Consider the following 25,023-nt stretch of genomic DNA (forward strand, 5'->3'; position numbering starts at 1 on the left):
GGGCTAACAGGGCGTTCCAACGGTGGAGGACGTCAGAGGTGAAGGTAGCGATCATCACGGGTGCAGGCAGCGGCATCGGCCTTGAAACCGCGAAGATCCTGCACGCGGAAGGTTTCGCGATCGTCGGCGTGGGGCGCTCGAAGGAAAAGCTGGCGGCGCTGGAAGCGGCGATCGGCAACCCGGAACAGGTGCTGGCGATCAGCGCGGACGTGACCGATCCGGCTGCGCCGCGCGCCATCGTCGATCAGGCTCTGGCCCGCTTCGGGCGCATCGATGCGCTGGTGAACAACGCAGGAGTGGGCAGTCCCAAGCCGCTGGACGAGACGGACGACGAAACCCTCGACGGATTCCTTGACGTCATGCTGGTAGCGCCGTTCCGCCTGTGTCGCGATGTCATCCCGCACCTGCAGGAAGGTGCCAGCGTGGTCAACGTGACCAGCACTTTCGCTCATATCGGCGGGCGGCGCGGCGGCGCCTATTCAGCGGCCAAAGGCGGTCTCAAGTCGCTGACGGAGCACATGGCCTGCGAATATGGCCCGCGCGGCATCCGGTCCAACTGCGTTGCCCCCGGCGTAACGATGACCGACATGGTCCGCCACCGCTTCGAGGACGAAGGTTTCAAGCGCGCCAACGTGGAAACCACGCCATACCCGCGCCTTGCCCAGCCGCAGGATGTGGCTTCGGTCATCGCTTTCCTGTGCCTGCCGGGAAGCGAGATGATCAACGGCCAGTCGATCGTGGTCGATGGCGGCTGGACGGCGACAAAGTATCTGTCTCCGCGTGTTACCCGCACCACCTGGGTCGAGCCGGAATAACCTTTCCGGCTTGCGCTCAGGCGGCCACGCGCAGCACGTTGCGGCCGCTGCGCTTTGCAGCATAAAGTGCAGCATCGGCTGCAGCAAATGTGGCCGCCGGCGATCCGCAGGTGAAGGCCAGCCCGGCGCTGACGCCGATCGGGATCAGCGTGCCCTGCCATTCCACCCGTGTCACAAGACGGTTGATGCGGCGGCGCACGACGGCCTCCAGCGCCGTCGCGGGAACGCTGGCGGGCAGCAACGCCGCGAATTCATCGCCGCCGATCCGGGCGATGAGGCGCGCGCCGGGAAAGGCGCCCGCCAGCCGTTCGCCGAAACGCGCGATGCATGCGTCCCCGGCCGCATGGCCCCAGCGGTCGTTGATGCCCTTGAAGTCGTTGAGGTCGAACATCGCCAGCGCGCCGATCCGGGCAAGCCGGTCCGACCCGGTGGGCAGGTCAAGGAATTCGGACTGGAAGCGGGCGCGGTTGCCAAGGCCGGTTAGCGGGTCGTTCTCGGCCAGATGACGCAACTGCTCCCAGCGCAGGCGTTCCTGCGTGATATCCTGCTTCATGCCGTAAAGCTGCACCGCGCGACCGTTTTCCATACGCGTATTGGCGGCAAGGCGCAGCCAGCGGATATCGCCGCCCGGCTGGCGGATCTGCGCCTCCATGGAAAAGCCTGAACAAGTCTCGATCGCCTGCGCGCGCAGGCGCAGCATGATCTCGCGCGATTCCTCGCAATAGAGCGCCACGGTGTCGCGGCGTTCGAAATGGGTATCGCGGGCCAGGCCGAAGATGTCGAAGACGCCGTCTGTCCATTGCAGCTGTTCGCTCGCAAGGTCACAGCTCCACGCGCTAAGACCCACGAGCGCTGCCGCCTGCGATACGAGGTGGCCGTCGGTCAGCGGTCGGATGGCAGTACGATGCCGGTCGGTCTGGAGATGCAAGTCTGGCCCCTTTGCGCCATCCATCCGCCCAATGGACCCACAACCGTTTAAATACCTATAGTGAATCGTTTGCTAACGAAGCTGATATTTGCGGACACTGCTCCTTCAGGGTCAAGCATCCGGCGTTGTCATGGCCGTGCGCGTTGCGGATAGTCCGGGCCCGGCAGGGAACGGGAGAGCGTCATGATCCGCGGCATCCATCACATCGGCATGAATTGCCGCGATCTTGCGCGGATGAAGCGCTTCTACTGCGAAGCGCTGGGCTTCGAGCCGGTGGACGAAGACGGGTTCGGCTGGGCGGCGGAGCCGGTGATGGACCACATCGTCGATCTGCCGGGGTCGGCGGCGAAAGGCTGCATGTTGCGGGCGGGCACCTGTTACGTCGAGATGTTCGAATATGCCGCGCCGCCGTCCGATCTCGATCGTCCGCTGCGTCCTAACGATCGGGGCTACACGCACATGTGCATAGACGTGACCGATATCGAGGCGGACATCGCGCACCTAAAAGCCTGCGGTATGACGTTTAATGGCCGCGATTTCGTCGACGTCGGCCATGTGAAGACGCTTTACGGCTATGACCCGGAAGGCAACGTGATCGAGGTGCAGCAATGTGTGGCGCGCAATGGCTTCACGCTGGAAGAACTGGATGAGAGGTCGGCGGTGACATGACCGGAAACATCGCCGCGGCGACGTCGGTGCGGAGGCGTTTGCCTGCGTGATCCACCGCAGGCAGACTGCCTGCCAAAGCCGCGAAGCCGGCACGAGGGGAGACAGGGCCTTGGGCGCCGAGACACTGACGGCACGGCAGGAATTCGCCCGCCACTGGCGCATGGTGCTGGCGGCGGGGATCGGCTTTTCGTTCACTTCGGTGATCACTGCTGCCACCGGCCTGTTCATCGGCCCGATCAGCCGCGAATTCGGCTGGAGCATCGCGCTCGCATCGTCCGGGGTATCGATCGTGGCGCTGCTGACGTTCCTGTTCTCACCGCTTTTCGGGATATTCATCGACAAGTGGGGCGTGCGCCGTATGGCCTTGCCGGGGCTTGTGCTGCTGGCGCTGGTGATCGCCTCGCTCAGCTTGCTGAATGGCTCGGTGTGGCAGTGGTTTGCGGTCTGGACGGTCTATTCGGTGGCCGCTCTGATGACCAAGTCGACGGTCTGGACCGCGTCGGCCAACAGCACTTTCGATGCCGGGCGCGGTATGGCGCTGGGGCTTGTGCTGTCGGGCGCGGCGCTGGCGCAGGCGTTTACGCCGCTCATAACCGAGTACCTGATCCGCCTTTACGGCTGGCGTATGGCCTTCGTGTGGCTGGCGGCGGGCTGGGGGACGCTGGCGATCATGCTCTGCGCGCTGTGGCTGAAGGACGGCTACGAGATCAGCCGTGCGGCGCGGGGATCGTCCGGCGGGCCGCTGCTGGACGTACCGGGGCTGACCGTGCGTGAGGCGCTGCGCGACCCTGCCGTCCTGCGCGTTGCGGCATCGACATTCATGGTCATGACCGTCACCATCGGGCTTGTAGTCCACCAGTTCCGTATCCTGACTGGTTCCGGGTTCAGCGCGCAGACGGCGGCGCTCGCCTCGCTACCGGCGGGGCTGGCGGGAATCGCCGGAAAGCTGATCACGGGCGCGCTGCTGGATCGCTATCCGGCGCGCTGGGTCGGGGGGCTGACGATCGGGGCGTCGGTGGTGACGTTCATCGCGCTGCTGGTGCCGCAAGCCCCGGCGTGGGTCGTGGTCGGCGGGCTGGTGATCAACGGTTACGCCAGCGGGACCAAGCTGCAACTCGTCGGTTATCTGACGGCGGCCTATACCGGGATGCGCCAGTTCGGCACCATCTTTGGCCTGATGGCCAGCCTGATCGCGGCGGGGTCAGGGCTGGGGCCGGTGTTGGGCGGCTGGATCTTCGATACCTGGCACAGCTACGTGCCGGGCCTGTGGGCCGGCGTAATCCTGACGCTGGCAAGCGCGTGGCTGCTGCTGGGCCTGCCGCCTTATCCGGACTGGAAGCGCGGCGAAAGTTCAGGCGGCGGGGCCTAGCGATCCGCGTTCGACGACTTCGACTTCGAACGGGCCGAGCGAGGGGCCGGTTGCGCCCAGCAATCGCCGCGCCCCTTCGAAAGCCATACGATCCCATGGCAATCGTACCGAAGCGAGCGGGGGCAGCAGACAGCGGGCGAGCGGGGTATCATCGAAGCCCAGCACGGACAGCGCCGCGGGCACTGGCACTCCGGCTTGCGCGGCGGCCTGAAGCACGCCGGCGGCCATGGCGTCGTTCGCGGCAAGGATAGCGGTGGGGCGAGGGCTGATTTCCAGCAGCAGGCGGCCGGCCGCGATGCCGGAATCGAAACTGTCGTCCCCCGGCACTATCAGCGCGGGTCCACGGTCCAGCCCGTGTTCGGCCATGGCATCGAGGTAGCCCAATTCGCGCTGCCGGGCGTTGACCGAGGTTTCCGGCCCGGCGACAAGTCCGATCCGCGCATGGCCCAGCGCTACAAGCCTGCCGACTGCCAGCGCCGCCGCGCCGCGTTCATCGCAGGACAATGCGGGTTCCGTGCCCAGCCGGATACAGCGGGTCCGCATGCGCAGGCACAAATCGGCAAGGTCCTGCCGGGCAGAGAGGGGAGGCATCAGCACGATGCCCGAGGGACGATGCCGTTCGATCACCCCGGCCAGCGTGGCCACTGCATCGTCGGGTGGCAGGAAGAGCGCGGCCGGGAGGTGGGTTCCATCGGCCAGCGCGGCGGCAATGCCGCGTTCCACGGTTTCGCGCAGGCCCTGTTCGTGGCCATCGTGGACCAGCAGGATGACGGCGCTGGCTGCAGCAGGCGTAGCGCCGGGCGCAGTTTCGGCGGGCCGCGGTCTGGCGCGCCGTTCCGGCAGATAGCCCGCCCGTTCGATCGCAGTGGCCTTGTGCGCGCGCGGCCCGCGCGTGGAGACGGGTGCTTCGGGGGATGTCATTGCGCGATCATCGGTGCTGGTGCGCGCGCGACCAACCGCAGTTGGCTCCGAAATCGATGGAAAACCGCGCGGGCTTGCGGTTACCCTCTATTACAACCGGGCGATTGCAGAGAGGTTACAACCCGCCTAATGAGCGCTCAAAGTTGTAAGGCCCCCGTGCTTGGGCCGCCCCTGACCCGCGTGGCGGGCCGAAGACATGACGGATTGCGATGAACCCCGCCCCCAGCCAGCGCCACTATGGAATGGATTGGCTGCGCATCGGCGCTTTCGTGATGCTGATATTCTACCATGTCGGTTTTTCGTTCACGCCCTGGGGCTATCAGACCCCGACGCGCGGTGTGGTGTGGTGGGCGGAAATTCCGCTTCTGGGGCTGAGCGCATGGCGGCTGGCGCTGCTCTTCGCGATTTCCGGCTATGCCAGCGCGGCGCTGTTTTCGCGGGAACGCAATGCCGGGGCTTTCCTCAAGAGCCGATTGCTGCGGCTGGGCATCCCGCTGCTGTTCGGCCTGACGGTGATTGTGCCACCCCAGCCCTACATGGGTCTGCTCAATACCGGCTACACGCACGGCTACGGCTATTTCCTGTTCCATGACGCGTTCAGTTTCCGCCGCGTGATGTACGAAAACCTGCCCGCGATCATGCATTTGTGGTTCGTGATCTACCTGCTGGCCTACACGATTGCGTTGTGTCTGGCGCTGATGGCGATGCCTTCGCGCTGGCGCACGGGGCTGACCGGGGCGGCGCAGAAGGTGCTGGCAGGGCCGTGGATGCTGCCGTTCGGCTGTTTTGCCATCTACGCCGTGCGCGCGCCCGGAGACGGCTGGACCGATACGCACAACCTGCTGACGGACCTTTGTGCGCACCTCCATTACGGCGGCATGTTCCTGTTCGGCTATCTGCTGCGCGGCTCTGAGGCGGTGCGCGGCGCGATCGCGCGGCAGTGGAAATGGGCGCTGCTGGTCGGGCTGGCTGGCTATGCCTTCGTGGTGGTCGAGGCGTGGTACTTCCCCGGCAATGTGCGCACCCCGCGCGCGTGGATGGAGCCGCTGGACTTCGCCAAGGCCGTGCAGTGCTGGGGCACGGTGATCGCGCTGTTCGGCATTGCCGACCGGTTCTGGAACCGCGACGGGCGCTGGCGCGGCACTTTGGTAGAAGCGGTGTTCCCGGTGTTCATCGCGCACCAGACGGTCATGGTGCTGGTCAGCTACTGGCTGCGTGACAAGGGTCTGACGGCTCTCCCGGAATTCCTGACCCTGTGCATCACCGTGGCGGTTGGATCCTGGCTGTTCTACCTCGTTGGGCGCGAGGTGGGGCCGCTGCGCCCGCTGATCGGCCTGAAGCGCGCCAAACCGGTGAAGCGGGTGAAGGCAAGCGTGGCACCGCCGACGGTGGCGTAAGGCACGGCGCGCAAGGTCTGCGCCGTTTTGCGCATCCCCGGCCCCGCAGGAAGGAGAGCCCGCGAGGCCGGAGCTTTCTATAAGTTTGCCTTCTAATCCTTTGCCAGCAGCAGCGCCGCTGCCAGCGGGCCGCCGCCCGAAGTCGCTACGGCCACTTTCGGGTTGCCGGGAATTTGCCGCTCGCCCGCATTGCCGCGCAATTGCGTCACCGCCTCATGGGCGAAGCCGAAACCGTGGAGCCGCCCCGCGCCCAGCTGACCCCCCGCGGTATTGAGCGGCAATTGCCCGTCGCGCGCGATCCGCGTTCCGCCTTCGATGAAGCGCCCGCCTTCGCCCTTTTCGCAGAAGCCCAGGCCCTCCAGCCAGGTGATCGGCAGGAAGGCAAAACCATCATAGAACTGCGCGGTGTCGACATCGTCCACGGTGTAGTCGGTGTGCCGCCACAAGTCTGGCCCCGCATCGTAGGCGGCGGGCCATTCGACCTGATCCCACGAATAGCGATCGACCGACCCGGACATCGCGGCGATGCGGATCGGTTCGCACTTCACTTCGTCAAGCGCGTCCCCGGCCGACACGATCACCACGGTAGAGGCATCGGAAAACCGGTCGCAATCATAGAGGCACAGCGGTGTCGAGATCATCCGCGCCGACATGTACTTGTCCAGCGTCAGTTCGTCTTTGGTGATCGCCTTCGCGCGGGGATTGAGCATGGCGTTCTTCGACCCGTTGATGGCGATCTGGCCCAGTTGCTCGCGGGTAAGGCCGTATTTGTGGACGTGGCGCGCGGCGTACTGTGCGGTCCAGCAGGCGGCCGAAGTTGCCCAGAACGGACTGGTCCACTGCGATGCCCCGGACACGGTATCGGGCCGCGCGCCCATGTAGGTGGCGGGGTCTGCCATGCCGCCCGCCTCGTAGACGGTGCGAAAGCACAGCACATGGCGGCAGATGCCCTGCTGCACCGCCCATGCGGCCATGCCGATCGCGGAAAGCTGCGCAGGCTGTTCAAGCCCGCCCATCTGCCATTTCGACTTTATGCCCAGCGCTTCGATCACTTCGTCGGTGCCGACGGGGGAGAAGGCAAGGTAGCCGGGGCTTTTGCCGGGGAAGGAGAAGACCCCGTCGATCTGCCCGAAGGTCAGGCCCGCCTCCGCGATCGCCTCCTTCGCGGCGTCCAGGGTCAGCAGCAGCGGATGGCGCGGCAGGCGCACGCCCACTTCGGACTGGCCGACGCCGGTGATGTAGGCTTCGCGCGCCATCAGGCCACCTTCTCGAACAAGGGATAGAAAATGCCGTCCTGCTCTTCGAAGACGACGCGCACCGGATCGCCGAACGCCACCGCCTCCACCGGACAGCCGACGATGTTGGTGGTCAGGTAGACACCCGGCACGCCATCGAGCGCGACGCGGGCGATCACGAAGGGCACCTCCAGATCCTTGGCCCAGGGCTGGTGGTTGATCGTGAAGGTATCGATCACGCCCGTTCCCGCGACCGCCTTGGCGGTGATGTTTTCCGACTGGCAGTGGCGGCACAGCACGCGCGGCGGATGGGTATATTGCCCGCAGTCGGCGCAATGGACGATCTTCAGCTTGCCTTCGGAGCCGCCGGTCCAGAACGCGGTGTTCTCCTGATCCAGCTTGGGCTTGGGTCTGGGTGGGCTCATGACTCGCTCTCCGCAGGGTCTGGTATGTTTGTGTACCCTTTGGGTGCCGTTAAGTGCCGTCGAGGGCCGCCAGGTCAAGGCAGTAGTCCAAGGCATCGCGGCGACGCTTGCTCAGCGCACGGCGGGCATGATCTCCTCGGCGATCCACTGGGTATAGTCGTAATAGGCAGCGATCGAGGGGAGCGCCGGGATAGGGACGGAACTCCATGTAATTCCAAGAGAATTAAGATGGCCGAGGCGATCGATGATCTCCTGCTTCGTCTGGCCGGGGCGGGCGGTAGGATCGTCGATAACCGTATGCCCCTCCCCGACGCGGCTGGTGGACATGCCATAGTACACGTCTGCCAGCTGGCCGTTGTAGTCGGGTTGAGAGCGGATGAAGTCGATCCGCGCGGGAATGTCCTCGGGCTTGGTCAGGAATGGCCACCAGCCTTGCGCATAGCGGGACACGCGCCTGAGGACGGGATTGGCGTCGCCCCCGAACCAGATCGGAATGTGCGGTTTCTGGACCGGCTTGGGTTCGAACGCGACATCGCGGAAGGACACATATTGTCCTTCGAATTCAGGTTCTTCCTCAGTCCACAGGGCAATGATGGCCTGAATGTATTCTTCCGCCATCGCGCCGCGTTCATGGAACGGCACGCCAAGCAGGGCGAATTCTTCCTCCAGCCAGCCCACCGCGAACGTGATCGTCACCCGGCCGCTGGAAAGCCAGTCCATCGTCGAAAGCGCCTTGGCCGTGACGATCGGATGCTGCGCGGGCAGGATCGCGATGCACGAATTGACACGGACTCGCTCGGTGGCGCCCGCGATATAGGCCATGGCGGTATAGGCATTGAAGTAGAACGGGCCGGAAAGGTCGACATGGCTTCGGGGAATGACGTGATGTTCGGGAACGGCGATCATCTCGAAACCCAGCTTTTCCGCCCATTTCGCAAGGCGGGTCTGGTCGGCGCCGGTCACCTGTGTTTCCCACGGCTGCATAGTCGCCTTGAGCCGCAGCATGTGCGGCATCGCGAAGCCCAGTTTCATGATGCTCCCCCCGATCAGTTATCTAATCGATCACCTTGCGTGCGATCAGATCGTCGATTTCGGTTTCCCGCAATCCCAGAAGATCACGATAGATGCAGGCATTGTGCTCGCCCAGCAACGGAGCGCCGCGCTCTACGAGGGGCGGGTCAGGGCTGATCCGCCATGACGGACCGATGATCGGGCGGGTGCCGTTGCGATGATCCGAGACCATGCGATAGGCTTCGCGGTCCCAGAGGAAGGCATCGGTCGCAAGGTCCAGGGAACTCATCGATTTGAACGCGGGGACGCCCGCATTTCCAAGCTTTTCAGCCAGTTCTGCCGCATCATGACCAGCCGTCAGCATGCCGATTTCAGTGTCCAGCGCATGGCGGTTGGTCAGCCGCGCGGCAAGAGTGATGAAGCGTGGATCGACGGCCAGTGCAGGGGCATCCAGCGTGCTGCAAAGGGCCTGCCATTCCGCCTCGTTCGCCACGGCGATGCTTGTCCAGCCCCCCCCGGCGCAGGGGTAAGCGCCGTGCGGAGACATCTGCGGGTGGAAGTTGCCGTCTGACGTGGGGACCGCGCCCGTAACGTTCGCGGCGAAGAGGCTGTCGCCCACAAGACTTGTCATCGTCTCCACGGCGGAAAGGTCGATGAACTGGCCTTCTCCGGTGCTTTCGCGGTGATGGAGCGCGGCAACACAGGCAAGCGCGGCGCAGGCGCCTGCGGTCGAATCGCCGTAGCGGATGTTCATGCCCCCCGGAGGCTCGTCCTCATATCCGACGAGCGCCGTCAGCCCGGAAAGCGCAGCGAAGCAGGGCGCATAGCCGGTCTGGTAGCCCAGCGGCCCGTCACTGCCCCACATCTTGATCGAACACTGGATGAGATCCGGCTTGATGGCCCGCAGGCTTTCGTAATCAAGGCCCGAGCGCTCCATCGCGCCGGGGCGGATATTGTCGATCAGGATATCGGCGGTAGCGATCATCCGCTTGACCAGATCCAGCCCCTCTGCGGTCTTCATGTTGACCTGAACGGAGAGGACTTCCTGATTGATCGACAGGAAATACGGTGCAGCATCGATGTCCACGCCGCCATAGGCGCGCATCTCGTCAAGGTTCGAGCGGCTTTCGATCTTGATGACCTCCGCTCCCAGATGGGCGAGGAGCTTGCCCGCATAAGGCCCGGCCCAGACTTTGGTAAGCTCGACCACGCGGATGCCGTTGAGCGGACCGCCCCTGTCACGCATGGCTGACCTCCTGCTGATCCGCGCCGGGGGAAGGTGCGGGCGTGCGCACGCGTACCGGCGTGGCGCTCATCCGGTAACAGGCGCCTGGGTACTCTACCGGGCCGAACGCTGGATGCTCAGCCTGCTGAAAGAAGCCGCGTTCGACGAACTGCGGATGGCGAGGAAGGTCGTCGGCGGTGTTGACGGGGACCATCGCCACGCCGGCCTTCTGCGCGGCTTCGGTTGTCGGCAGTTTGGGGTGCTGCGCGATCCATGCGGTAAAGTGTCTGCGAAAGCGGGCGACGTTGTCCGGGGTACAGTCGAATTCCAGCCAGTCTTCCCGGAAATCGACGGTCCAGGGGGGATTGCCCATCAGTGTGCAGAGGGCCTTCCAGTGCAGGCGCGTGGTCATGAACAGGAAGACATGCCCGTCCACGCAGGCGAAGGATGCGCCGGGGCCGCCCATATCGTAGGCAGTGCGCGCGTCGCTGGGTTCGGCTTCTCCGGCCAGCATGCGGCCGAGTACGGCGTCGATGCGGTTGATCTGCACTTCGACCTCCGAGATGTCGATGAACTGGCCGTTGCCGGTTCGGCGCAGCCGCAGGATCGAGGCCATCGTGCACAGAGCGGCATCGATGCCGGCTTCATAGTCGGAAAGGAATCGGCCAGCGCCTTTGAGCGGAGGGCGGTCAGGTGCGGTTTCACTGGGGCTGTGATAGGCCCAGCCGCCTGCGTTGATGACATTGATGGGCCGCATGTACTGCAGCCGCGCAGGGGCGCCCTGACCGAACGGGGTGACAAGGGCGTGGACGAGCGCCGGATGATCTTCCGCTACGTTCTCCGGCGTTAGCCCGGTGGCCTGCAACCAGCCATCGTCGTGGTCGTCGACAAGGGCGTGCGCGCGCTGGAGCAGGCGATCCAGCAAGGCTCGTTCTCCTGCATCGCCAAGATCGAGGATGACCGACTGCTTGTTGGCATTCAGGTATGCGAACAGTGTGCTTTCACCCTTGTGGAACGGGCCCATGGCGCGGGTGGGGGCTCCGCCGGGGCGCTCTACCTTGATGACCTGCGCGCCCAGGTCTGCCAGCAGCTTGCCGGTATATTCGCCGCTGACCCGCTCGGCGGTTTCGACGACGGTGATGCCCGCAAGGGCGCGGGGGGTGTCGGTAGTCATAGCGATTGTCCATCATCGATGGTGAACGTGGCGCCGGTCACTTGCGCGGAGGCATCGGACAGCAGGTAGAGCAGCATCGGATCGAGCGCGTCGGACGCCAGCAGGCGGCGTCGATGCAGGCCCGCGATGTCGGATTGGCCACGCTCGCCGGCGAACCATTCGGCGTTGATTTCGGAAGGAATCCAGCCGGGCTGGATCGTATTGACATTGATCCCCTGCCGTATCCATTCGCGTGCGAACTGTCGTCCAAGGTGAGCGAGCGCCGCCTTCGTGGCGGCATACATCGCGTCTCCGCTGCCGTTCTGCTGCGCGGTGATCGAGCCGATGAGCACGATCCTGCCGCCGGGTTGCTGATTGTGTTCACCGCTGCCGCTGCCGCTGGCGATCAGGCGCCGCGCACCTTCACGCGCGACGAGGTAGCTGCCGACCAGATTGGTATCGACCACGCTCGACAGGCCCGGTGTGGGCACATCCGTGGCCCGGCCTCCGGTGCCCACACCGGCGTTGGCGACGATGCCATGGATCGTGCCGAAGTGCGCCTCGGCCATGTCGAAGGCGGCGATGACGCTGGCCTCATCGGTGACGTCGAGCGGCACAGCAAGGGCGCGTTCTCCGATCTCTGTCGCCAGCGCCAGCGAGCGTTCGAGCCTGCGGGCACCCAGCACTACACGGCCGCCCGCAGCTGCGATGGTCCGCGCAAAGCCTGCGCCGATCCCCGACGATGCTCCCGCGATAAGCGTGGTGCGGCCGTGCAGCGGAAAGTTCACTTGCGTTGCAGCGCCGTCCAGTCCGGCAGTTTGGGTGGCATCGCGAGGTATTTGTCGATCGCCAGTTCGAAGTGCCGGATGCGGATTTCCTGATAGTCGCCCAGCGTCAGGCCCGGCTTGGCGGAGGCTTCCAGCCCTTCCTGCTGCGCATGAAGGTTGTCCGTATCCTGATCGAGTATCACGCCGAAGCCGGGGTCCATACCTTCGGCTTCTGCGAAAGACTGATGATCCTGCAGTACCTGGACCTCGGCCGTTTCCACCGGGCTGCCGTCGCGCGGTTTGGGGCGCATGAACATGACTTCGTAAATGGTGCGCCGATGGTCCTTCGCATCCGGACGGAAGCGATAGATCATGGGCAGCGAGATGCCGGGAAACAGGAAGAGGTTGGGGAAGAAGGTGTAGCTGTAGGTGTCGAGCAGTTCGGTGTCGGAAACCGCCGAAAGATCGGTGTTGGTCGCAGCCTCGAACATGTCGCGGAACATGTCCGCCATGACCTGCCGCGCGCGTTCGCCTTCCTTCAGTTCGGGACGCGAACTGCCCAGCGAGGAACTGTCGCCCAGCGTGAAGTTGGCGATGATGTCCTGTTCCGAATATTTTTCCCGCAGCTTGGGACTGACAACGCCCAGGGTCGAGATGAAGCGGTTCACGTGAGCGCCGTAAACGTCGTACTGCGAATTGACGTCGCCGTTTGCGGGGGCGACTTGCGGGTGCGTGTCGCCGACGTGGTAGGCTTCCATGAAAGCCTCCATCGTCAGCTTCCAGTTGGCCGGATAGCTCTTCTGGACATGGAGGTAGATGTAGCGGTCTTGCAGCTTCCACGCAGCCATGTGCGCCATGATCTCCGGCCCGAGGTAGTCCGCAAGACCCGGAGCATCCGGGTCCATGTTGATCCACACGAAGCCGCCCAGCAGTTCCACACGGGCTTGCGGCAGGCAGTTCCTGCGATGTGCGGTGTGCGCGAAATCCCACTTCTCGGGGATCTGGCGAAGCGATCCGTCGAGGTTCCAGGTCCAGCCGTGGAACGGGCACTTGAGGTCCATCGCATAGCCCGCGGTTGCAGACGGTTTCAACTTGGTGCCGCGATGGAGGCAGGCGTTGAAATGGGCGTGGATGCTGCCTTCGTCATCGCGGGCGACGATGAAGGAGTAAGGCCCGATGTCGTAGACGTAATAGTCGCCGCTTTCCGGGATGTGATCCTCGCGGCAGGCCATCTGCCAGGTGCGTGTCCACATGCGTTCGAATTCCGCCGTCGCGAAGGCAGGGTCGATGTAGCGGTCCCTGGATATGTCCTCGCTGCCAAGGTATTCGTAGCTTTCGCTGGCGGCCCATCGGGGCGCGCAGACCTTGTCGCGGGCGATGATTTCCTGCGTGGTTTCGGCCGGGCAGCGTGCCTGGCCGGGCTGCAACATGCCGGTTTCGACGTTCATGGGCTTTTCCTTATTCCGCAGCCTGCAGGACGGGCGAAACACCGCGCGTGCCGGCACCGAGAGTGGATTTCTGGACCGCGCCGCCCTTCATTACGAAGACGACCTTCTCCGGGCCCGACAGTACGGAAATGTCATCAAGCGGATTGCCGTCCAGAAGGATCAGGTCGGCCAGTTTGCCGACCTCCAGCGTGCCGAGATCGGCATGTCCCATAGCCAGTCCGCCGTTGCGGGTGGCGCAGACCAGCGCCTCGGCTGGGCTGTAGCCGTAATGCTCGACGAAGAACCTCAGGTCGCGCCCCTGCGTGCCCTGAGGGCTCCAGCCAAAGCCATAATCCCCGCCGATCAGGTGCCGGATACCGCGCTTGCGCAGTTCGGAGTGGGTGCGGATGGAGTTTTCGAGCAGTTCGGGAATGTTCATGTACCCGCCGACTTCAGGCGTCAGGCCATGGGCAGACGCTTCGCCCGCCATGATCTGCGCAAAGAGGCCCACGGTGGGCACGACGAAGATGCGATCGCGGGCTTCTTCCATCATGTCGAACAGTTCGTCGTCCGCGTATTCTGTATGGAACAGCGCGTCGACGCCTGCGCGAATGCAATGCTTCGATCCCTCGATAGAGCGGGTATGTGCGTTGATCCTGCGGCCGAAAGCGTGTGCGGTTTCGGTGGCGACGCGGATTTCCTCGAAGGTCATCGGCGTCGTATGGCCTGGCGTGTTGGGGTAGAACGGGTCGCCGGAGACGTCGAGCTTCACGTTGTCCACCCCCTCCCGGCAGTGGAGCCGCACGGCACGGCGCATCTCCTCCACGCCGTCGACGATGGTGGACGGGCCGATGCGCGGATTGTGCAGCCTGCTTTCGTCGCCCATGCCGCCGGTAACGGAAATCTCCAGCCCGCCTGCGCGGATGCGCGGGCCGGGAAGGCGGCCTGCATTGACTTCATCGCGCACGGCCACGGCCAGCTTGAGCTTGGCTTCGGACGCCCCGTAGGCGCTGGTGAAGCCCGCCTCGATCAAGGCCCTTGCTCCGCGTGCGGCCGTGAACGCCTGCGTTTCGGGGCCGGGGGCGATGAGGTCTTCGGTGGCGCAGACATTCTCGAATGACAGGTGCGCGTGGCCCTCGGTCATGCCGGGCATGCAGAACATGCCCTTGGCGTCGATGACGATATCGTCGGGGCGTGCTTGCCCTGCGGGGCCGACAGAGACGATCCTTTCGCCTTCGATCGCCAGTTCGCCGGCAACCACCGGCGCGCCGGTGGCGGGGAACAGCGTCGCGTTGCGGATTACGGTGCGGGCCACGGTCTTCGATCTCCTTGCAGAAAGGAAGACTAGGCGGGGGCAGCACGACGGAAAATGACTGGCCGGGCAGGGCTTGTATCCTCTGGCGGCGGGGCCTTCCCGGCCAGTCAAGCGGCGGGGCCGCCCAGGCAGTTTCCACTCCGGCACTTGCGGCGCATGAGGGGGCGACAACGTGGAGAGGACAGCGCAAAGTATGGGCAACCTGACAGTCACCATGACCGATGCGGAAGGGGGAACGCACACGTTCTCTGACGTGGAGGAAGGCGTCAGCCTGATGGAGCTGGGGCGGCGCAATGGTGTGGCCGGGATCATGGGCGATTGCGGCGGCGGCTGCGCCTGCGCGACCTGCCATGTCTATGTGGACGAACGTTGGTGGGACAAGGTCGGCGCGCCTGACGATGTCGAGTTCGCGATGCTCGACATGGTCGCGGATGTCATGAAGGACACCTCGCGCCTTGGCTGTCAGGTGCGCATGTCGCCGCAGCTGGACGGTCTGGCGGTCACGGTGGCGCCCGCTTCGGGATATTGAGTGCAGTTCGGGACAAGCGCGGGTTCGAGTGCGGGCATGGCCGGGCACCGGCCGCTCTTCCATAACCCGAAGAACAAGACCGGGCATCGGCCGGGGCAGGATGACAGGACGGACATGGCGACCCAGATATCTCAGGGGCAGGCTTTTCAGGACCGCGTATCGCAGCGGCAGCCGCTGACGCCTGAGCAGCAGCAACTCCTTGCCGAAGGCTCGCTGGCTGACACCGCGATTCAGGCGCGCCCGCGCGAATTCTATGCGGCGATGCGCCACGGAGATCCGATCCACTACGATGCCAAACTGGGTTCCTGGCTCGTGACCCGGCACGAGGATATTTCCGCGGTGCAGTCCGACCCGGTCACGTTTTCGGTCCAGCACGGCTATTCCGAACAGCAGGCGCGCGGCATGCGCGATGAGTTCGAGGCTTATCTGCGTGAACATGGCGGGGGCTATTTCCCCGATGCGATCATGTCCGACCCACCTTACCACACCCGCGTGCGCAAGCTGATGGAGCGTGCCTTCACCGCGCACCGCGTCAAGGAACTGGAGCCGCGCATTACCGAAGTGGTGCGTGGGGTCATCGCCGAGGCCGTCGCGAAGGGTGGGGGGCAGTGCGATGCGGTGAAGGACATTGCCATTCCGCTGACGATCCGCGTGATCGTCGAACAGCTTGGCCTCGACCATGGCATGGAAGCGCAGATATCGCGCTGGTCGGTGGCGGTGACGGCGCAGATCGGCGCAATGCAGACTCGCGAGACGATGCTGGAGAATGCCGCCCAGATCGCGGAACTGCAGCAGTATCTCATCGCCCGGATGAAGGCGTGCGAGGAAAATCCCGGCGAGGACATGATCTCCGACCTTGTCCACGCTGAAGTCACCAATGCCGATGGAACCACGGAAAAGCTGACTTTCGCAGAGGCCGTCTCGCTTGTGCGGGCCACGCTGATCGCGGGCAACGACACCACCGCGACCGCGATCGGCAACTTGTTCCACGTCCTTGCCACTCGCCCCGGAATGGCGGATTTGCTGGAGAGCGTGGTCGATGACGAGCGTCAGCTAAACCGTTTCATCGAAGAGCATCTGCGCAGCGCCCCTCCGGTGAGAGCCCTGTCGCGCATGACGACGCGCGAAGTCACCGTGAACGGTACGACGATCCCGGCGCATGCGCACATGCTGCTGGTCTATGGTTCCGGAAACGATGACGAAAGCGTGTTCCCGGAGCCGCGCGCGTTCGACATAACCCGGCCGAATCTGGGCCGTCACGTGGCTTTCGGCGGTGGTCCGCACCGCTGTATCGGGCTGGCGCTGGCCCGGATGGAAGTGAAGGTCGCCGCGCGCGAGATCGTGCGGCAGATGCGCGATATCCGCTTTGCCATCCCTGAAAGCGATATCCGTTACACACGGTCCGTGGCGACGCACACGATCGAATCGCTGCCGATCACCTTCGAAAAGCGGGTCGGCTGAACGGCACACAGCGATCCCCAAGCGGCACCCAGACAGAACAGCACACAGCGGCACTCAAAAGGAACACAAGCGCGGTGGAACAGGAACTTGCGGGCAAGGTCGCGATCGTCACCGGAGGGGCCAGCGGGATCGGCCGCGCCACGGTAGAACTGTTCGTGGCGCAGGGCGCGAAAGTGGTCGTCGCCGACCTTGCCAATGCGGCGGGGCAGGCGCTGGCCGACCGGCTTGGCGATGCGGTGATCTATCGCCATACCGACGTTGCCGATGCCGTGGCCATGCAACTGCTGGTCGACACCGCAGTCGATTGCTTCGGCGGGCTGGACGTGATGTTCAACAACGCCGGTATCTCTACCCGGCCTTACCCCAGCTTCCTTGACGATGAGCTTGCGGACTTCGACCGGGTGATGCGGGTCAACGTGCTTGGGCCCATGCTGGGCACGCGCAATGCGGCGCGGGTGATGCAACGGCAGGGGCGCGGGGGGGTCATCCTCAACAATGCCTCGATCGCGGGGACGCTGGCGGGCATCGGGATGATGACCTACCGGGCATCCAAGGCGGCGCTGATCCAGTTCGCCAAGTCATCGGCCATCGACCTTGCGCAGCATGGCATCCGGGTGAACTGCCTTGTGCCGGGGCATGTGCGGACGGAGCTGTCCTCGTTCGGGCAGGCGGGCGCCGACGCGGCGCTTGCCGCGCGGATCGAGGAGGGGGTGAACGCGGTCTATCTGTCCAACCAGCTGATCAAGCGCCGGGGCGAGCCCGAGGATGTGGCGCAAGTGGCCCTGTTCCTTGCCAGCGACCGTGCGCGGCATATGACCGGCGCGGTGATCCCGGTGGAGGGCGGAGTGACCGTGGGCGACCCGGTCAACCACCTGCAGGATATCCTGGACGCGCGCGCAGCAGCGATGATGGTGGAGGACGCCGGGGTCTAGGGCGTAGGGCTGGCGGTTGAGGGGCGCGGGATTTTGAAGTGCCTGCGGACTGCAGGATTGCCCTTTCCCCCGTTCAGGCTGAGCGGCGTGGGTCTATGATCCAGCGGCTAGCGGGGCTGCGGTAAATTGCCGCATCGCCTGCGCCATTTCTGCCATTCCGATCACGCCCCGTTGCGGACATGCATAAAGCGCGTCATCCTCTGCGAATGTCCTGCAATGAAGTTATTCTTGAAACATCCTTGAGTGCAGACGGATTGAAGCGGTGGGCGCTAGTTCGCCGTCTTGACGGGTTTTTCACTCACTCAGAGGAAGTCTACATAGACTTGCATGACTGTGGTGGGGGCATAGACGGATATTGGTCGTCGCGCGGTTATCGCTCCGGTTTGTTCGATACATTGCAAGCTGCAAAGGACGATGCTTTGGCGGCGCTCCCGTGGCTATCGGAACGGGTATCCCGCCCTAGTTGAACCGAACCGTCCGCTCACCACCCAAACCAGCCCTCCCGATCTCTCTCATCCCAGAAATCGTGCGATTTCCGGCGCGATGACTTCGGGTATTTCGAGGTTGAGCATGTGACCGGCGTGCGGATGATCGATGCGGGTCACGTTCTGGCCCATGGCTGCGATGGCCTGTGCAATCATGCGGAAATCGGGGGTGTCGCGTTCGCCGGTCAGCAGCAGGGTGGGCATGGACAGGTCGCCAAGCCGCTCGCTGTCGGGCAGGGCGGGGCGCTGGGTGTCCTGCACCCACTGGTCGCCGTGGTATGCATCGATCGCCGCGCGCATGGCGGGGGCGGCGGGGCGTTCGCGCAGGGCGTCGAACAGGGGGTGATGCCACCACAATTCGCGCGCCTGCGCCATGTCTCCGCCGCGCGCGGCGCGGCCGATGGCCTTCCAGCGATCGACCCACTCCGCCGTCCAGCTCCACCCCACCATCAGCGGGCTGACCAGTACCAGCCGCCGCACCCGCTCCGGATGGTCGAGCGCAAAGGACAGCGCGGTCGCGCCGCCCAGCGACATGCCGCACAGGTCCGCCTGTGCGATCTCCAGCGCGTCCAGCAAGGCAAGCAGGTCGTCGGCATGGGAATAAGGCTGCCCATCCCCCACCGAACCGCCGAAGCCGCGCAAGTCGTATGTGACAAGCGGGCGCGCCGTGTCCGGCAGGGCGGCGACAAGCGCATCCCAGTCCCGCCGCGATCCGCCGAAGCCATGGGCCAGCACCAGCGGCGTTCCGCGGCCTTCGCGCCGCTCTGCCGCAAGCATGGCGCCGTTCGAAGCACCGTCGATTGGGGCGCCGTCGATCGGGCCACCGATGGAGATGCGCAATTGTGCCGTCATCCCCGAAACCTAGCCCGCACCGGGGCGCGATGAAAGCGCCCCGTACGCGTGCCGATCAGGCCGAGCCCATGTAGCGCCCGCCGTTGGTGCTGATCGTCTGCCCGGTCATGTAGCTGGCTTCCTCCGACGCCAGGAACGCCGCTGCGGCCGCGATGTCGGCAACCTGACCCAGTCGGCCGACGGGCAGCGATGCGCCATAGGCATCGGCATCGATCGGCGCGCCGCGCAGCATGGGGGTGTCGATCGATCCGGGCGGGATCATGTTGGCGGTGATGCCGGTCTTGCCCAGTTCCATCGCCAGCGCCTTGGTCAGCCCCAGCAGCCCGCCCTTGGACGCGACATAGTGGCTCTGCGCGAAGGAGCCGGACTGGGTGGACGATGACGTGATGTTGATGATGCGCCCCCAGTTGGCGGCCAGCATGTCAGGCACGATTTCCTTCGTGACCAGCCAGGGCCCCTTGAGGTTGATGCGGATGACCTTGTCGAACTCCTCGTCCTCCACGTCCATGAAGGGGGTGAAGGGCGCGATGCCCGCGTTGTTGACAAGGATGGTGATGGCGCCGAACGCGGCGCGGGTTTCTTCGGCGGCGGCCCGGATCGCGGCCTTGTCAGAGCAGTCGACCGTGATCGCCAGCGCCTTGCCGCCCGCGGCCGTGATCTGGCTGACGGTTTCGGCGGCGCCTTCGGGGTTGAGATCCCACACGGCGATGGCGGCCTTGTCTTCGGCCAGCCGCAGCGCGATGCCCCGGCCGATGCCCGAACCCGCGCCGGTAACCACGGCGACCTTGCCGTCAAGCGAACGTGTCATGTGAAATGCTCTCCCGGATCATGATGCTGAACATGTGAACAGCATCTGCGCCGGGAGAGTCAAACCGTGCAGGCGATGAGGGCCGGACAGACCCTTACATCTTCTCCGCGAAGCTGCCGTAGCGGCCACGGTGGAACAGCATGGGTTCGTCCTCGCGCACGGTTTCCATGCGCAGCACTTCGCCCAGCACGAACCAGTGGTCGCCCGCTTCGGTCACCGAATAGAGCTTGCATTCGATCGCGGCGATCGAATCCGCGATGACCGGCAGGTTGTGTTCGGAAATGACGTATTCCACGCCAACGAACTTGGCTTCGCCCTTGGCGGTCACGGCCTTGCACACCGGGCCCTGATCGCTGGCCATGACATTGACGCAGAAGTGCCCGGCCTTCTCGATCAGCGGCCATGAGGTGGAGGACTTGTCCGGGAAGAAGCCGACCAGCGGCGGATCGAGCGAAACGGACGTGAAGCTGCCCACGACCATGCCTGCGGGCTTGTCATCGTCCAGCGCGGTGATGACGCAGACGCCGGTGGGGTAGCTGCCCAGAACCTTGCGGAATTCGGCTGGATCGATGGTAGTCGTGGTCACGTGAAAATCCCTGTCATTGCCCAAGCAGGAGCCGGAATTGGGCGGTTCATGGCTGGAGGACTTCCTCCATGTCGCGCACCGTTTCGTCAAGCCACTGGCGGAATAATGCGACGCGCGGCGACTTACGGATGTCCTGGTGAGTCACGCACCAGAATGTGCGGGTTATCCGGCACTCGGGCAGGACCTGGACAAGCCGGGGGTCGCCTTCGGCCATGAAGCAGGGCAGCACGCCCAGCGCCGCGCCCGCGATCACCAGTTGCATCTGCGCGGTGATGCTGGGTGAACGGATATTAGCCTTCAGCCCGGCGTGGATCTCGTCGAGATAACGCAGTTCGGGGGCATAGAGCAGGTCGGGCACGTAGCCGACAAGGGCGTGGGCACTGGCCAGTTCGGCGGGGCGCTGCGGGGTGCCGTGAGCCTCCAGATAGTCGCGCGATCCATAAAGGCGCAGGGTATAGTCGGCCAGCTTGTGCGCCACCAGCGGGCCGGTGCGTGGGCGGGACAGCATGATCGCGACGTCGGCCTCGCGGCGGCTGGGGCTGAGGAAGCCGCTGTTGGCGACAAGGTCGATGGCAAGGCGCGGGTGCGCGGCCTGAAAGCGCGGCAGGTGCGCGGCCAGGAACCACGATCCGAAGCCTTCCGAGGCGCTGATGCGCAAGGTGCCGTGCAGGCCGTCGCCGCCCAGCGCGTCCTCGCCGATGCGGCCGGCGGCGCTGGCCATGGCCTCTACGGCGCTCAGCAGGGTTTCGCCCGCCTCGGTCAGTTCCTGCCCGGTGCGCGATTGTTCGAAGAGGCGGGCGCCCAGCGCCGCCTCAAGCCTGCGCAGCCGGCGCCCGGCGGTGGTCGGATCGACACCCAGCGCGCGGGCACCGGCGGCCAGCTGCCCCGTCCGGGCGATGGCTAGGAACACCTGGTAGTCACTCCAGCTGATCGCGGGTATCGTCACGACGCTATCACACCTCTGACTGCATATTTGCAGCTGTCGATGGCGCATTTTCAGCTTGCCTGCAATTCCCTGTACGGCCACCTACCGGTTCAAAGATGATGCGAAAGGAAGAGGCATGCGTTTGATCGACCACTTCGTCGTGGGCGGTAACGGCGGCGGAGGCGGCCAGGCCACGCGGCACGGTGACGTTTTCAATCCCAGCACTGGCCAGATCCAGGCCCGCGTGGCGCTTGGCGATCAGGCGCTGCTCGACAAGGTCGTGGCGACCGCGCAGGAAGCGCAGCTCAGCTGGGCCGCCACCAATCCGCAGCGCCGCGCCCGCGTGCTGTTCCGCTTCAAGGAACTGATCGAACAGAACATGCAGTCGCTGGCCGAACTGCTGGCCTCCGAACACGGCAAGGTGGTGGACGACGCCAAGGGCGATATCCAGCGCGGGCTTGAAGTGGTGGAATTCTGCTGCTCGATCCCGCACATGCTCAAGGGCGAATATACGCAGGGCGCCGGGCCGGGGATCGACGTCTATTCGATGCGCCAGCCGCTGGGCGTCGGTGCGGGCATCACCCCGTTCAATTTCCCGGCGATGATCCCGATGTGGATGTTCGCCCCGGCCGTTGCGGCCGGCAACACGTTCATCCTCAAGCCTTCCGAGCGCGATCCTTCGGTGCCGGTGCGCCTTGCCGAACTGTTCCGCGAAGCCGGCGCGCCCGAAGGCGTGCTGCAGGTCGTCCATGGCGACAAGGAGATGGTCGACGCGATCCTCGATCATCCGGGTATCGCGGCGGTCAGCTTCGTCGGTTCGTCCGACATCGCGCATTACGTCTACAAGCGCGGCGTCGATGCCGGCAAGCGCGTGCAGGCGATGGGCGGCGCCAAGAACCACGCGATCATCATGCCCGATGCGGACATGGACCAGACCGTCAACGACCTCATGGGCGCGGCCTTCGGCTCTGCTGGCGAACGCTGCATGGCGCTGCCGGTGGCGGTTCCGGTGGGCGAGGAAACCGCTGATATCCTGCGCGAAAAGGTCATCGCCGCGATCGACAAGCTGAAGGTCGGCATCTCCACCGATCCCGAGGCGCAGTACGGCCCGGTGGTCACCGCGATCCACAAGCAGCGGATCGAGGACTGGATTCAGACCGGCGTGAACGAAGGCGCGGAACTCGTCGTCGATGGGCGCGGCTTCAAGCTGCAGGGTTACGAGGAAGGCTTCTTCGTCGGCCCGTCGCTGTTCGACCACGTGACGCCCGACATGAGCGCCTATAAGGAAGAGATCTTCGGCCCGGTGCTGCAGATCGTGCGCGCGAAGACGTTCGAGGAAGCGATCGAACTGCCCACCCGTCACCAGTACGGAAACGGCGTGGCCATCTTCACCCGTAACGGTCATGCCGCGCGCGAATTCGCGGGCCGCGTGCAGGTCGGCATGGTCGGCATCAACGTGCCGATCCCGGTGCCGGTCGCCTACCACAGCTTCGGCGGCTGGAAGCGTTCGGCCTTTGGTGATCACAACCAGTACGGCATGGAAGGCGTGCGGTTCTGGACCAAGGTGAAGACCGTGACGCAACGCTGGCCCGATGGCGGCGCGGCCGGTGACAGCGCCTTCATCATCCCGACAATGGGGTGATGAAAGCCTGGGGGGTGATGGAGGCCGCGCGGGAAACGCGGTTCGGCACTGGCGGGAGGGTTCGCTCTCCCGCCGCCCGGTGCCGGCGCGGGAACATGCAGGGGATCGCGCGCGTTGCCACGGCCACGGCCGTTGCAACGAAAGGAATTCCCGTGCCTGTTTCCGTGCCTGCCTCAAAGCCAGCCGTCGCCCTGCGTTCCGCCTTCATCCTGTCGCTGCCGCTGTTCGCGCTGGCGGCCTGCTCGTCGGGTTCCGATGCGCCGCAACCTTCCGCTTCGGCCACCGAAACCGAGGAAGTCATGCAGGAAGCCCCCGCATCTGCAGAGGCGACCGATACAGGTGACGGCGCGGCAGTGGGAATGTCCGAGATCCCTGAGGCCATTCGCGGCCGCTGGGGCCTTGTCGCGGCCGATTGCACCAGTACGCGCGGCGACGCCAAGGGCCTGCTCGAAGTCTCGGCCGACCAGCTCAAGTTCTACGAATCGGTGGCCAAGCTTGGCGAGATCAAGGAAGCAGGCGAAAGCCGCATCCGTGGTACGTTCGACTATACCGGCGAAGGCCAGAGCTGGACCCAGGACGTCGTGCTCGACGTGCAGGACGACGGCAAGACCATGATCCGGCGGGACTACGGCAAGGATGCCATGCCCGGACCGCTTACCTACACGCGCTGCGCGTGATGAAAGCGCAAACGGCTGTCATCGCCTGCGGTGTGATGCTTGCCGCGCCGGGTTGCGTGACGGCAGATGCGGACCGGAAGGCCGCTGACAGCTGCTCGGCAGCCGGGGGGCAGGCTTTCGTCGGCCGCAGGGCCGATGCGGATACGGGGCTTGCGCTGCTGAAGGCAACGCGCAGCCGAACATTGCGATGGATTGCGCCGCCGCAAACCGTCGTTACGACCGAATACCAGCCTGGAAGGGTCACAGTGGACCTCGACGGGCAAGGGATCATAACGAACGTCAATTGCGGGTAGCTATGCCCGCCAAGAGCAGGATGTCATGACCGAACAGTTTGGCCTCACCGAAGACCAGCTTGCGATCCAGGAAACGGCGCGCAAGTTCACCGCCGACCGGATCACGCCCTTCGCGGCGGAGTGGGACGAACAGCATCACTATCCGGTCGACGTCTGGAAGGCGGCGGGCGAACTGGGCTTCGGGGCGATCTACGTGTCCGAGGAGAACGGCGGCATCGGCCTTGGCCGTCTGGATGCGGCGCTGATCATGGAGGCCATGTCCTACGGCTGCCCGGCGACCAGCGCCTATATCTCCATCCACAACATGGGCGCGTGGATGATCGACAGGTTCGGCGACCAGACCCTCAAGGACCGTTACCTTCCCGATCTGGTGACGATGGAGAAGATCGCTTCCTACTGTCTGACCGAACCGGGCTCCGGCTCGGATGCGGCGGCGCTCAAGACGACGGCGCGCCTTGATGGCGATCATTATGTGCTCAACGGCACCAAGCAGTTCATTTCGGGCGGCGGGGTCAACGATGTCTACCTTGTGATGGCCCGTACCGGCGACCACAAGTCGCGCGGGATTTCGTGCTTCGTTGTGGACAGGGACACGACGGGTGTGAGCTTTGGCGCGCCCGAAAAGAAGCTGGGCTGGAACAGCTCCCCCACCGCGCAGGTGATCTTCGAGGATGCGCGCATCCCGGTGGAGAACCGCGTGGGCGCCGAGGGAGATGGCTTCAAGTTCGCGATGGCGGGCCTTGATGGTGGCCGCCTGAATATCGGAGCCTGTTCGCTCGGTGGAGCGCAGCGCTGCCTCGATGAAGCAGTGGCCTATGCGAAGGATCGCAAGCAGTTCGATCAGCCCATCGCCGAATTCCAGAACACGCAGTTCCGTCTGGCCGACATGGCCGCCGAACTGGAGGCCGCGCGCGCACTGCTCTATCTCGCCGCTGCCAAGGTAACCGCGGGCGCGCCCGACAAGACGCGCTTCTCCGCCATGGCCAAGCTGATCGCGACCGACACCGGTTCTTCGGTGGTGGACCGCGCGCTGCAGGTCTTCGGCGGCTACGGCTATCTCAAGGACTATCCGATCGAGCGCTTCTGGCGCGATTTGCGCGTCCATCGCATCCTCGAAGGCACCAACGAGGTCATGCGCATGATCGTCGGTCGTGACCTGCTGAAGTAAGGGGGCTT

Annotated in this window: 25 protein-coding genes; 11 read left to right on the forward strand and 14 right to left on the reverse strand. The window is 64.9% G+C overall.

Translation table 11 applies throughout. The features are described from left to right. Window positions 1-38: 38 nt before the first annotated feature. On the forward strand, window positions 39-815 hold the full coding sequence (locus A8V01_RS03095; protein ID WP_103094481.1) for an SDR family NAD(P)-dependent oxidoreductase: 777 nt from the start codon (window positions 39-41) through the stop codon (window positions 813-815). 16 nt (window positions 816-831) lie between these two features. Here the strand turns inward: A8V01_RS03095 and A8V01_RS03100 are convergent, their stop codons facing one another. Next, complete coding sequence (locus tag A8V01_RS03100) at window positions 832-1,743, reverse strand: GGDEF domain-containing protein (RefSeq protein ID WP_103094556.1); 912 nt, start codon at window positions 1,741-1,743, stop codon at window positions 832-834. A 183-nt stretch (window positions 1,744-1,926) separates the two neighbouring features. Between A8V01_RS03100 and A8V01_RS03105 the strand changes: the two genes are divergently transcribed. After that, entirely contained in the window at window positions 1,927-2,412 is a 486-nt protein-coding gene (locus tag A8V01_RS03105) for a VOC family protein (RefSeq protein WP_103094482.1), read from the forward strand. Between the two features lie 109 nt (window positions 2,413-2,521). Then, window positions 2,522-3,781, forward strand: a complete 1,260-nt coding sequence (locus tag A8V01_RS03110) for an MFS transporter (protein ID WP_146037165.1) — start codon at window positions 2,522-2,524, stop codon at window positions 3,779-3,781. On the opposite strand, the gene A8V01_RS03115 is transcribed toward A8V01_RS03110, so the two are convergent. After that, entirely contained in the window at window positions 3,764-4,702 is a 939-nt protein-coding gene (locus tag A8V01_RS03115) for a substrate-binding domain-containing protein (RefSeq protein WP_103094484.1), read from the reverse strand. The genes A8V01_RS03110 and A8V01_RS03115 overlap by 18 nt on opposite strands. Window positions 4,703-4,911: 209 nt before the next feature. Between A8V01_RS03115 and A8V01_RS03120 the strand changes: the two genes are divergently transcribed. Further along, complete coding sequence (locus tag A8V01_RS03120; RefSeq protein ID WP_103094485.1) at window positions 4,912-6,099, forward strand: acyltransferase family protein; 1,188 nt, start codon at window positions 4,912-4,914, stop codon at window positions 6,097-6,099. Between the two features lie 92 nt (window positions 6,100-6,191). Here the strand turns inward: A8V01_RS03120 and A8V01_RS03125 are convergent, their stop codons facing one another. From A8V01_RS03125 to A8V01_RS03160, 8 genes are all read right to left on the reverse strand, one after another. Next, window positions 6,192-7,355 carry a thiolase family protein gene (locus tag A8V01_RS03125; RefSeq protein ID WP_103094486.1) on the reverse strand — a complete coding sequence of 388 codons (1,164 nt, stop codon included), beginning with the start codon at window positions 7,353-7,355 and terminating at the stop codon, window positions 6,192-6,194. Next, a complete protein-coding gene (locus tag A8V01_RS03130) occupies window positions 7,355-7,759 on the reverse strand; it encodes a Zn-ribbon domain-containing OB-fold protein (RefSeq protein ID WP_103094487.1) in 405 nt (134 codons plus the stop codon). Before A8V01_RS03130 ends, A8V01_RS03125 begins: the two co-directional genes overlap by 1 nt. A gap of 111 nt (window positions 7,760-7,870) precedes the next feature. Then, the gene (locus tag A8V01_RS03135) at window positions 7,871-8,791 is read right to left on the reverse strand and encodes a TIGR03619 family F420-dependent LLM class oxidoreductase (protein WP_103094488.1); all 921 of its coding nucleotides are present in this window, start codon (window positions 8,789-8,791) and stop codon (window positions 7,871-7,873) included. Window positions 8,792-8,813: 22 nt separating this feature from the next. Further along, entirely contained in the window at window positions 8,814-10,016 is a 1,203-nt protein-coding gene (locus A8V01_RS03140; protein ID WP_103094489.1) for a CaiB/BaiF CoA transferase family protein, read from the reverse strand. After that, window positions 10,009-11,169 carry a CaiB/BaiF CoA transferase family protein gene (locus A8V01_RS03145; protein WP_103094490.1) on the reverse strand — a complete coding sequence of 387 codons (1,161 nt, stop codon included), beginning with the start codon at window positions 11,167-11,169 and terminating at the stop codon, window positions 10,009-10,011. The genes A8V01_RS03140 and A8V01_RS03145 overlap by 8 nt, the downstream gene beginning before the upstream one ends. Further along, window positions 11,166-11,936 carry an SDR family NAD(P)-dependent oxidoreductase gene (locus A8V01_RS03150; RefSeq protein ID WP_103094491.1) on the reverse strand — a complete coding sequence of 257 codons (771 nt, stop codon included), beginning with the start codon at window positions 11,934-11,936 and terminating at the stop codon, window positions 11,166-11,168. The genes A8V01_RS03145 and A8V01_RS03150 overlap by 4 nt, the downstream gene beginning before the upstream one ends. Further along, window positions 11,933-13,363 carry an aromatic ring-hydroxylating oxygenase subunit alpha gene (locus A8V01_RS03155; protein ID WP_103094492.1) on the reverse strand — a complete coding sequence of 477 codons (1,431 nt, stop codon included), beginning with the start codon at window positions 13,361-13,363 and terminating at the stop codon, window positions 11,933-11,935. The genes A8V01_RS03150 and A8V01_RS03155 overlap by 4 nt, the downstream gene beginning before the upstream one ends. 10 nt (window positions 13,364-13,373) lie before the next feature. After that, on the reverse strand, window positions 13,374-14,657 hold the full coding sequence (locus A8V01_RS03160) for a metal-dependent hydrolase family protein (protein ID WP_103094493.1): 1,284 nt from the start codon (window positions 14,655-14,657) through the stop codon (window positions 13,374-13,376). Between the two features lie 193 nt (window positions 14,658-14,850). On the opposite strand from A8V01_RS03160, the gene A8V01_RS03165 reads away from it, so the two are divergent. The 3 genes from A8V01_RS03165 (at window position 14,851) to A8V01_RS03175 (ending at window position 17,579) form a co-directional block, all read left to right on the forward strand. Continuing rightward, window positions 14,851-15,186 (forward strand): 2Fe-2S iron-sulfur cluster-binding protein, encoded by a 336-nt coding sequence (locus A8V01_RS03165; RefSeq protein WP_245892289.1) that lies wholly within the window; start codon window positions 14,851-14,853, stop codon window positions 15,184-15,186. Between the two features lie 36 nt (window positions 15,187-15,222). Beyond that, entirely contained in the window at window positions 15,223-16,647 is a 1,425-nt protein-coding gene (locus A8V01_RS03170) for a cytochrome P450 (RefSeq protein ID WP_245892291.1), read from the forward strand. 74 nt (window positions 16,648-16,721) lie between these two features. Beyond that, window positions 16,722-17,579 carry an SDR family NAD(P)-dependent oxidoreductase gene (locus tag A8V01_RS03175; RefSeq protein WP_103094494.1) on the forward strand — a complete coding sequence of 286 codons (858 nt, stop codon included), beginning with the start codon at window positions 16,722-16,724 and terminating at the stop codon, window positions 17,577-17,579. 512 nt (window positions 17,580-18,091) lie between these two features. Here the strand turns inward: A8V01_RS03175 and A8V01_RS03180 are convergent. From A8V01_RS03180 to A8V01_RS03195, 4 genes are all read right to left on the reverse strand, one after another. Further along, window positions 18,092-18,916, reverse strand: coding sequence for an alpha/beta fold hydrolase (locus A8V01_RS03180; RefSeq protein WP_103094495.1), 825 nt, complete (start codon window positions 18,914-18,916; stop codon window positions 18,092-18,094). Window positions 18,917-18,971: 55 nt separating this feature from the next. Then, complete coding sequence (locus A8V01_RS03185) at window positions 18,972-19,724, reverse strand: SDR family NAD(P)-dependent oxidoreductase (protein WP_103094496.1); 753 nt, start codon at window positions 19,722-19,724, stop codon at window positions 18,972-18,974. Window positions 19,725-19,818: 94 nt separating this feature from the next. Further along, complete coding sequence (locus A8V01_RS03190) at window positions 19,819-20,310, reverse strand: flavin reductase family protein (protein WP_103094497.1); 492 nt, start codon at window positions 20,308-20,310, stop codon at window positions 19,819-19,821. A gap of 46 nt (window positions 20,311-20,356) precedes the next feature. Continuing rightward, a complete protein-coding gene (locus tag A8V01_RS03195) occupies window positions 20,357-21,256 on the reverse strand; it encodes a LysR family transcriptional regulator (RefSeq protein ID WP_342747333.1) in 900 nt (299 codons plus the stop codon). Between the two features lie 115 nt (window positions 21,257-21,371). On the opposite strand from A8V01_RS03195, the gene A8V01_RS03200 reads away from it, so the two are divergent. From A8V01_RS03200 to A8V01_RS03215, 4 genes are all read left to right on the forward strand, one after another. Beyond that, window positions 21,372-22,877, forward strand: a complete 1,506-nt coding sequence (locus A8V01_RS03200) for a CoA-acylating methylmalonate-semialdehyde dehydrogenase (protein ID WP_103094499.1) — start codon at window positions 21,372-21,374, stop codon at window positions 22,875-22,877. Between the two features lie 152 nt (window positions 22,878-23,029). After that, window positions 23,030-23,554 carry a hypothetical protein gene (locus A8V01_RS03205; protein ID WP_245892293.1) on the forward strand — a complete coding sequence of 175 codons (525 nt, stop codon included), beginning with the start codon at window positions 23,030-23,032 and terminating at the stop codon, window positions 23,552-23,554. A 35-nt stretch (window positions 23,555-23,589) separates the two neighbouring features. Then, window positions 23,590-23,847, forward strand: a complete 258-nt coding sequence (locus A8V01_RS29670; RefSeq protein WP_425437254.1) for an I78 family peptidase inhibitor — start codon at window positions 23,590-23,592, stop codon at window positions 23,845-23,847. A 25-nt stretch (window positions 23,848-23,872) separates the two neighbouring features. Beyond that, the gene (locus A8V01_RS03215; protein WP_103094501.1) at window positions 23,873-25,015 is read left to right on the forward strand and encodes an acyl-CoA dehydrogenase family protein; all 1,143 of its coding nucleotides are present in this window, start codon (window positions 23,873-23,875) and stop codon (window positions 25,013-25,015) included. The last annotated feature ends 8 nt before the right edge of the window (window positions 25,016-25,023 follow it).

Origin of the sequence: Novosphingobium guangzhouense, from assembly GCF_002896965.1 — a bacterium.
Lineage (GTDB): Bacteria > Pseudomonadota > Alphaproteobacteria > Sphingomonadales > Sphingomonadaceae > Novosphingobium > Novosphingobium guangzhouense.

What these genes read in the sequence shown, in the direction of transcription:
- A8V01_RS03105 (WP_103094482.1), top strand. Translation starts at nt 1,927, where the DNA reads ATGATCCGCGGCATCCATCACATCGGCATGAATTGCCGCGATCTTGCG.
- A8V01_RS03115 (WP_103094484.1), bottom strand. Translation starts at nt 4,702, where the DNA reads ATGACATCCCCCGAAGCACCCGTCTCCACGCGCGGGCCGCGCGCGCAC.
- A8V01_RS03120 (WP_103094485.1), top strand. Translation starts at nt 4,912, where the DNA reads ATGAACCCCGCCCCCAGCCAGCGCCACTATGGAATGGATTGGCTGCGC.
- A8V01_RS03125 (WP_103094486.1), bottom strand. Translation starts at nt 7,355, where the DNA reads ATGGCGCGCGAAGCCTACATCACCGGCGTCGGCCAGTCCGAAGTGGGC.
- A8V01_RS03130 (WP_103094487.1), bottom strand. Translation starts at nt 7,759, where the DNA reads ATGAGCCCACCCAGACCCAAGCCCAAGCTGGATCAGGAGAACACCGCG.
- A8V01_RS03135 (WP_103094488.1), bottom strand. Translation starts at nt 8,791, where the DNA reads ATGAAACTGGGCTTCGCGATGCCGCACATGCTGCGGCTCAAGGCGACT.
- A8V01_RS03140 (WP_103094489.1), bottom strand. Translation starts at nt 10,016, where the DNA reads ATGCGTGACAGGGGCGGTCCGCTCAACGGCATCCGCGTGGTCGAGCTT.
- A8V01_RS03145 (WP_103094490.1), bottom strand. Translation starts at nt 11,169, where the DNA reads ATGACTACCGACACCCCCCGCGCCCTTGCGGGCATCACCGTCGTCGAA.
- A8V01_RS03155 (WP_103094492.1), bottom strand. Translation starts at nt 13,363, where the DNA reads ATGAACGTCGAAACCGGCATGTTGCAGCCCGGCCAGGCACGCTGCCCG.
- A8V01_RS03165 (WP_245892289.1), top strand. Translation starts at nt 14,851, where the DNA reads ATGGGCAACCTGACAGTCACCATGACCGATGCGGAAGGGGGAACGCAC.
- A8V01_RS03170 (WP_245892291.1), top strand. Translation starts at nt 15,223, where the DNA reads ATGGCCGGGCACCGGCCGCTCTTCCATAACCCGAAGAACAAGACCGGG.
- A8V01_RS03180 (WP_103094495.1), bottom strand. Translation starts at nt 18,916, where the DNA reads ATGACGGCACAATTGCGCATCTCCATCGGTGGCCCGATCGACGGCGCC.
- A8V01_RS03185 (WP_103094496.1), bottom strand. Translation starts at nt 19,724, where the DNA reads ATGACACGTTCGCTTGACGGCAAGGTCGCCGTGGTTACCGGCGCGGGT.
- A8V01_RS03200 (WP_103094499.1), top strand. Translation starts at nt 21,372, where the DNA reads ATGCGTTTGATCGACCACTTCGTCGTGGGCGGTAACGGCGGCGGAGGC.
- A8V01_RS29670 (WP_425437254.1), top strand. Translation starts at nt 23,590, where the DNA reads ATGCTTGCCGCGCCGGGTTGCGTGACGGCAGATGCGGACCGGAAGGCC.
- A8V01_RS03215 (WP_103094501.1), top strand. Translation starts at nt 23,873, where the DNA reads ATGACCGAACAGTTTGGCCTCACCGAAGACCAGCTTGCGATCCAGGAA.